At 67.4% G+C, this 5041-nt stretch carries 8 protein-coding genes; 6 read left to right on the top strand and 2 right to left on the bottom strand.

Features of this window, described 5'->3' with window-relative positions; genetic code table 11:
- Positions 1-636: 636 nt before the first annotated feature.
- Positions 637-1341 carry a purine-nucleoside phosphorylase gene (gene deoD, locus P1J78_RS24070; RefSeq protein WP_275569914.1) on the bottom strand — a complete coding sequence of 235 codons (705 nt, stop codon included), beginning with the start codon at positions 1339-1341 and terminating at the stop codon, positions 637-639.
- An 85-nt stretch (positions 1342-1426) separates the two neighbouring features.
- Between deoD and P1J78_RS24065 the strand changes: the two genes are divergently transcribed.
- The 5 genes from P1J78_RS24065 to P1J78_RS24045 all read left to right on the top strand — a co-directional run bounded on the left by P1J78_RS24065 (position 1427) and on the right by P1J78_RS24045 (position 3733).
- Complete coding sequence (locus tag P1J78_RS24065; RefSeq protein WP_275569913.1) at positions 1427-1825, top strand: excalibur calcium-binding domain-containing protein; 399 nt, start codon at positions 1427-1429, stop codon at positions 1823-1825.
- Between the two features lie 84 nt (positions 1826-1909).
- On the top strand, positions 1910-2251 hold the full coding sequence (locus P1J78_RS24060; RefSeq protein ID WP_275569912.1) for a TFIIB-type zinc ribbon-containing protein: 342 nt from the start codon (positions 1910-1912) through the stop codon (positions 2249-2251).
- An 89-nt stretch (positions 2252-2340) separates the two neighbouring features.
- Positions 2341-2925: a rhodanese-like domain-containing protein gene (locus tag P1J78_RS24055; protein ID WP_275569911.1), complete on the top strand. Its 585-nt coding sequence runs from the start codon at positions 2341-2343 to the stop codon at positions 2923-2925.
- Positions 2926-3120: 195 nt separating this feature from the next.
- On the top strand, positions 3121-3393 hold the full coding sequence (locus P1J78_RS24050) for a GlsB/YeaQ/YmgE family stress response membrane protein (protein ID WP_275569910.1): 273 nt from the start codon (positions 3121-3123) through the stop codon (positions 3391-3393).
- Positions 3394-3457: 64 nt separating this feature from the next.
- Positions 3458-3733: a hypothetical protein gene (locus P1J78_RS24045; protein ID WP_275569909.1), complete on the top strand. Its 276-nt coding sequence runs from the start codon at positions 3458-3460 to the stop codon at positions 3731-3733.
- Positions 3734-4041: 308 nt separating this feature from the next.
- Here the strand turns inward: P1J78_RS24045 and P1J78_RS24040 are convergent, their stop codons facing one another.
- Entirely contained in the window at positions 4042-4248 is a 207-nt protein-coding gene (locus P1J78_RS24040) for a cold-shock protein (RefSeq protein WP_275569908.1), read from the bottom strand.
- 288 nt (positions 4249-4536) lie between these two features.
- Here P1J78_RS24040 and P1J78_RS24035 point away from each other — a divergent pair, with 288 nt between their 5' ends.
- Positions 4537-4980, top strand: a complete 444-nt coding sequence (locus P1J78_RS24035) for an ATP-binding protein (protein ID WP_275569907.1) — start codon at positions 4537-4539, stop codon at positions 4978-4980.
- Positions 4981-5041: the final 61 nt, after the last annotated feature.

The raw sequence follows: 5041 nt of genomic DNA, 5'->3' as shown, positions 1-5041 counted from the left end.
TCTCGGGCATTGCTATGCAATGCCCTGCCGACAGGCGATTGCAGAGCAATCGCCGAGAGGCGGCGCTTGCGCGGCGGCTTCGCCTTGTTCCGCGCTGAGCACCGTTCGAAGGGGTTGTCGTATTTGGCCCACACTTCAGCCACCCACAGACGCGCGCGGGGTCGTAGCGGAGCCCCGGACGCGCAGCAAGCCACAACCCGGCACGTCCAAGCAATGTGAGGAGCCGCGCAAGGGCCGACGCGCGCGGCGGCGCTCCGCCCTTCGAACGGCGCACTTTATGGCTGCCAAACGCGGACGACCTCGGAACTCTGCGATAACGTCCACCACAGCGCCGCCGCGTGGGCGCGCGTCGGCGCTTGCGCGGCGGCCTACGGCCTTGTCCCGCGCCGGGCAGCGTTCGGACGGTTGAATGGGCAGGGCAGTGCCATCCCCCATTGTAGCGCAATCGCCGAGAGGCGGCGCTCGCGCGGCGGCCTACGGCCTTGTCCCGCGCGGGGCACCGTTCGTAGGGTGGCGTGGTTCCGGGCCAAAGGCCCGGGTTCACCCACCGCCCCGGACATCCCTGTCCGACCCCAATCCCGTTACCGCTAGCATCAACGAAACCAACCCCTTACACCCCCGTCCAACCTCGGACGCTCACGCAAACGCCGCCGCCAGCGCCACCTCCACCATCTCGCCGAACGACCGCTCCCGGTCCGCCGACGGCAGGTCCTCTCCCGTGATCAGATGGTCCGAGATCGTCAGCACCGACAACGCCCGCACCCCGTATCGGGCCGCCAGGATATACAGCTCCGCCGTCTCCATCTCCACGGCCAGCACCCCGTGCCGGACCATCGCCTCGTTCAGATCCGCCCGCTCGTCATAGAAGGTGTCCGAGGAATAGATACCCCCCACATGGACCCGGTGCCCCTGCGCCTCCGCCGCCCCCACGGCCGCCCCGAGCAGCCCGAAATCGGCGCAGGGGGCGAAGTTCAGCTCCCGGAACATCCCCGAGGACGGCGTCGCCAGCGAACTCGCCGTCATCGCGATGACAAGGTCCCGGATCGCCACCCGCTCCTGCATCGCCCCGGCCGAGCCGATCCGGATGATCGTCTTCGCCCCGTAGTCCCGGATCAGCTCGTTCACGTAGATCGACAGCGACGGCATCCCCATCCCCGAACCATGCACCGTCACCGGATGCCCGTTCCAGGTGCCGGTATAGCCCAGCATCCCCCGCACCGCGTTGACCTTGCGGGGGGCCTCCAGAAAGGTCCGCGCCGCCCATTCCGCCCGCCGCGGGTCGCCGGGCAGAAGCACGGTTTCGGCGATATCGCCCGGCTCGGCGCCGATATGGATCGTCATGCGGGGGGCCTCCTCTCCTGCCTCGTCCGCCGACCCTAACGCGGCCGCCCCACCCGCGCCACAATCCTCCGCTATCCCCGGCCGCATGGAGACGACCCGCAAGGACCGCCGCCGCGCCGCCCGCCTGGCCCGCGCCGAAGAGACGCGGCGCCGCGCCCTGTCGCCTGTCCGCATCCTCCTGCAGATCGCCGCCATTCCGCTCGTGGCCGCGGCCGTCGCCGTGCCCCTGTACCTGCGGACGTCGGACTATCCGCCGATGGACGCCATCCGCCACCTGGCGGCCCTGGCCGGCTGCGAGCAGGCCGCGGCCGTCGGGCTTGCCCCGGCCCGCGAGGGCGGGCTCGGCTATCACCGCCGCAACGATCCCGACGGCGACGGCGTCGCCTGCGGCACGGCCCATGCGGCCGCCTCCGCGCCGGCCCGGCCGGCCGACCCCGAGGCGCCGTCCCGGATGACCGGCGGCGCCAAGTTTCTCAGGCCCTGACCTCACGCGAATGCGTCCCCCGCCTCGGTTGCCCGCCGCCGCCCCGGCCCCATATGGGGCCGGAAAAGCGAAAGGAGAGCGCCGATGAAATGTCCGCTATGTCAGGTCGATCTGGTGATGAGCGAGCGCCACGGGGTCGAGATCGACTATTGCCCGAAATGCCGGGGGGTCTGGCTGGACCGGGGCGAGCTGGACAAGATCATCGAGAAGGCGACCGAGCCGACCGAACTGGCCCCGCCCGAGCCGGAGCCGGCCCCCCGCGCCGCGCCCGAGCCGCGGATGTGGCAGGAACCCTACCGCCAGCCGCCGCGCGAGCGCTACGAGGAGCGCTACGACGACCGGCGGGACCGGTATGAGCGGGACGAAAAGTCCTACAGGAAGAAAAAGCGCAAATCGATCCTGTCGGAGATCTTCGACTTCGACTGAGGCAATCTCCCGCACCCCGCCCGGCTTGCGGGGCGGGCCTCGGCGACGGATCATGGGCCCGACGCGCGCCCATGGTTCGGAGGAGACCGATGCGACTTGCCCTTTGCCTGACCCTTGCCCTCGCCGCCCCCGCGGCCGTGGCGGACGAGGTCAACATCACGCCCGACATGGCCTCGGTGACGGTAGAGACGCCGTCGGGGCCCAAGGAAATCTCGCGCATCCAGGACACCGATCACGTGATCGAGGGCGACTTCGCCCGCACCTCGCGGCCCTGCCCGAACTTCTGCATCCAGCCGGTCAGCCCGGCCGAGGGGGTCGCGACGATCGGCGAGCTGGAGATGCTGGAGGCGCTGCAGGACCCGGAGGTGACCGTGATCGACAGCCGGGTCCGGCCCGACTGGCAGACGGGGACGATCCCGGGGGCGATCTCGATGCCCTATACCGAGATGGCCGACCGGCTGCACGAGCTGGGCTGCGAGCCGGACTTCGAGGGGTTCATCTGCGAGGAGGTGGGCGAGATCGTCCTGTTCTGCAACGGCCCCTGGTGCGGGCAGTCGCCGGCGGCGATCCGGCGGATCATCGAGGCGGGGTATCCGGCCGAGAAGATCAGCTATTATCGCTGGGGGATGCAGGGCTGGCGGATGCTGGGCCTGACCGTCGCGGGCGGAGAATAGCCCGAGTGTCCGAGGTTGGACGGGGGTGCAAGATGCTGTTTTCGTTGTAGATAGCGCTAACTGATCCGGTCGGACGCGCGGCTCCAGCGGGGCGGCGGCCGGATCTCGCAGCGCCCGCGCGGCGGACATTCGTCCACGCCAGGCGCTGCGGCATCATGTAAGCTGGGCCCGGACAGGCAGAACGGAGAGCGCATCATGGAAGAGCTGCTGAACGCGATGGGGACGGTGGCGTTCCTGCTGGTGCTGGCCATCGGGCTGCTGGCGGGATGGATCGCCGGCGCCGTGGCCGGGCGCGACAAGGCGCTGTATCTCGTTCTGGGCGTGGTCGGGGCCTTCGTGACGCCGTTCCTGGTGGCGGCGCTGGGCCTCGGCATCCTGGCGGCTTCGGGGCTGATGGTGATTCTGCTGGTGGCCGGGGCAGGGGCGCTGGTGCTCCTGGTGATCGTGGGGCTGCTGGCCCGGCGCTGATCCGTGCTTAACGCCGTCGTAACCCCGATGTCCGACAGTCGGGCAAACCGACGGGAGACGGACCATGCATCCAGCCGACGAACTCGCCCGGATACGGCAGGAGATCGCGACCCTGAAGGCGCGGGAGAAGGCGCTGCGCGAGGAATTCCTCGACGGGCGCGCACCCTTGCGGAGCAATGCGCACGAGGTGCGGATCGTGAACAAGACGCGCCGGGTGTTTTGCCGCGACCGGCTGCCGCTGCACGTGCGGGCGGACCCGGCGCTGTGGCGCGACAGCCCGATGACGCAGGTCAGGGTGGTCCCGGCGGCGGGGCTGGCGGAGGCGGCGGATGGCGGCTGAGGCGCGCATGAGGCCCGCCCAGACGAAAACCGCCACGCGAGTGGACGTGGCGGCTTCCGGAAGCGTCTCAAAGCGCGCGTTCGACAGGATGTTTCCGAGGATGAGGCGCTGTAGACTCGCTTCCCTTGCGTCACCCTAGCAGAAGCGCGGGCGAGTCGCACCTGTTCGATGCGGCAAGGTCGAAGCGATTTTGGGGAAGGGGGCCTGCGCGTCCGGCAGGCGGGGCCGGGACCGGCCCGGAGGACGGGGCGGGAAGGCCCCCGCCGCGTCGGTGGTGGCAGGCCGCGCGCTGCGGCCCGCCGCCGGGATCAGGCGAGCGCCAGGTTGGTCGCGCTCTGACGGCCGTCGCGGCCGGTCTCGAGCTCGTAGGTGACCTTCTGGTTGTCGGCGAGGCCGGTCAGGCCGCTGCGCTCGACGGCGGAGATGTGGACGAAGACGTCCTTGCCGCCCGTCTCGGGCTCGATGAAGCCGAAGCCTTTGGTGCTGTTGAACCACTTCACGGTGCCGTTGGCCATGTGAGTGTCTCCTTCTTTTGTCTGCTGCCCGCACTATGCGGCAGCCCGGCTAGGTCAAGTCTTGGATCGAGGGACTGACAGCCGTGGAAGGTAGACAGTGGTCGATAGAGATAACGTTCGCAGGGAGGGATATGGGGCAGACGGAGGCGTTTGGCAAGAGGAATGTGAGAGAGGGGGCGTCGTGGGCGGATTGCGGGGGCACCTCGTTGGTGTGATGGGTGCGAGCACCCATCCTACGCCCTGCGCGGCTACCTTGAACGGAAACAGTTCTTCTGAAAGAAATCTGACATGGACCATTTTGATCGTCTTGTCGCAGAGGGTGAGGCCTACCTCGAAGAGCTATGTCTGCGCGGCCAAGAAGAATCTCTAACCTTGGAGTTTAAGACTAGCGAAGACGTTAAATCAAGGAAATTAAGTAGGATCGACAGAAGAAATATCGGTAAAGAGCTTTCCGCATTTAGTAATTCAATCGGCGGCGTGCTCATCTGGGGCGTTGGAACTGAGAAAGGTCCGGAGGGTTTGGATAGGGCAAAGTACCTCGCTCCAATAGCCAATATTCGGAAGATATACGCAGATGTAATAGAGTATTCAAAGGACTATTTGTCTCCGCGAAATGAGGATGTTGAGGTTGAAATCTGCGAATCAAGGAATGATTCTGCGTTTGGGTATTTTTTCGTGCGTGTTGGCCGATCGGAGAGGGAGCTATGCCCGAATTTGGGTGACGCTGCCTGATCACGCGGCGCGGGTTTTGGTGTCGCCCTGGGCGACGCCGTCGGTGAATGTGACACCCTCG

This window comes from Psychromarinibacter sediminicola (assembly GCF_029168335.1).
Taxonomy (GTDB): Bacteria; Pseudomonadota; Alphaproteobacteria; order Rhodobacterales; family Rhodobacteraceae; genus Psychromarinibacter; species Psychromarinibacter sediminicola.
This window is presented reverse-complemented; position numbering and strand designations above follow the sequence as displayed.

Coding starts and splice junctions, on each gene's coding strand:
- deoD (WP_275569914.1), bottom strand. CDS start 1,341: ATGACGATCCATATCGGCGCCGAGCCGGGCGATATCGCCGAAACCGTG.
- P1J78_RS24055 (WP_275569911.1), top strand. CDS start 2,341: ATGCGACTTGCCCTTTGCCTGACCCTTGCCCTCGCCGCCCCCGCGGCC.
- P1J78_RS24050 (WP_275569910.1), top strand. CDS start 3,121: ATGGAAGAGCTGCTGAACGCGATGGGGACGGTGGCGTTCCTGCTGGTG.
- P1J78_RS24040 (WP_275569908.1), bottom strand. CDS start 4,248: ATGGCCAACGGCACCGTGAAGTGGTTCAACAGCACCAAAGGCTTCGGC.
- P1J78_RS24060 (WP_275569912.1), top strand. CDS start 1,910: ATGAAATGTCCGCTATGTCAGGTCGATCTGGTGATGAGCGAGCGCCAC.
- P1J78_RS24065 (WP_275569913.1), top strand. CDS start 1,427: ATGGAGACGACCCGCAAGGACCGCCGCCGCGCCGCCCGCCTGGCCCGC.
- P1J78_RS24045 (WP_275569909.1), top strand. CDS start 3,458: ATGCATCCAGCCGACGAACTCGCCCGGATACGGCAGGAGATCGCGACC.
- P1J78_RS24035 (WP_275569907.1), top strand. CDS start 4,537: ATGGACCATTTTGATCGTCTTGTCGCAGAGGGTGAGGCCTACCTCGAA.